General features: G+C 47.6%; 1 protein-coding gene. It reads left to right on the top strand.

Translation table 11 applies throughout. The features are described from left to right. Positions 1 to 311: HIT domain-containing protein (locus ACYP03_RS25330; RefSeq protein WP_459782577.1), on the top strand; the 311-nt coding region annotated here is incomplete at both ends.

The following is a 311-nucleotide window of genomic DNA, read 5'->3' as shown; positions in this document are numbered from 1 at the left end:
AAGCCATTGGTCCTTGGTTGATTCTGGTCCCCAGATATGACGCACTGCGTGAAATTCATCATATGTCTGCCACGGATCAACAACAGTTGATGATAGAGTCCAGCTCAACAGCCCAACTGCTTGAGACCTATTTCAACCCAGATAAAATCAATATTGGTGCCTTAGGCAATTTAGTACCTCAGCTTCATATCCATCATATCGCCCGTTTTACGACAGACATTGCCTGGCCAGGGCCAGTCTGGGGAAATACCGACGGCAGCCTGCGCAGCGAACAAGAGCGACAACAACTGGTTGAAAGGCTGAAATTACTA

This window comes from Photobacterium sp. R1, from assembly GCF_054600795.1.
This window is presented reverse-complemented; position numbering and strand designations above follow the sequence as displayed.